1 protein-coding gene is annotated in these 724 nt (G+C 47.4%); it reads left to right on the top strand.

The window, feature by feature from the left end; genetic code table 11:
• Positions 1–40: 40 nt before the first annotated feature.
• On the top strand, positions 41–388 hold the full coding sequence (locus tag QUA58_RS22140) for a histidine triad nucleotide-binding protein (protein ID WP_333201966.1): 348 nt from the start codon (positions 41–43) through the stop codon (positions 386–388).
• Positions 389–724: the final 336 nt, after the last annotated feature.

Here is a 724-nt window from a genome sequence, read left to right on the forward strand (position 1 = left end):
CGTTACAGAATCCGTTGCCGAACTTCCTTCGTTAATACCCATGACAACTCAAGAAACGCTTTTCAGCAAAATCATCCGCAAAGAGATTCCCGCAGACATCGTTTATGAAGACGACTTGGCCCTCGCGTTCCGAGATATCCATCCGCAAGCACCCGTCCACATCCTCGTCATTCCCAAACAGCCTATTGCCAAATTAGCCGATGCCGAGTCGGGAGATCATGCTCTCATGGGACACTTGCTGCTGACTGTCAAGCGGGTAGCAGAACAACTCGGACTTAGCAACGGCTATCGCGTCGTCATTAATAGCGGCAGCGACGGCGGCCAAACTGTAGACCACCTGCACCTTCACATTCTCGGCGGACGGCAGATGAACTGGCCCCCAGGCTAAAGGCTAATTTTTACGCAGAACTTACGGACTCATCCTCAGAAACCCGGTTGATTTCTATTGCCAAGCGCCTCAGAAACCGGGTTTCTTTTGTGGTCAATAAACCCGGTTGATTGAAGATTATTGAGAATGGAGCCCGATCGCACTAGAAACCCGCTTGTCACTATTCTCCCGATACAAACTTACCCTCGCAGAATCCACCGGTTATATGTGAATAAATATTAAAAATTATCTCTTCAAGACCTAATTAAGAGATATTTAAATAGGGCTTGCTGAATCAGTGGTTGAAGTAAACACGGTATGGATTTTCGGACGAATAAAGGCAGTAATGGTGCAAGA

The sequence above is a fragment of the Microcoleus sp. N9_A1 genome (assembly GCF_036701795.1).
In the GTDB taxonomy this organism is placed as follows: Bacteria; Cyanobacteriota; Cyanobacteriia; order Cyanobacteriales; family Microcoleaceae; genus Microcoleus.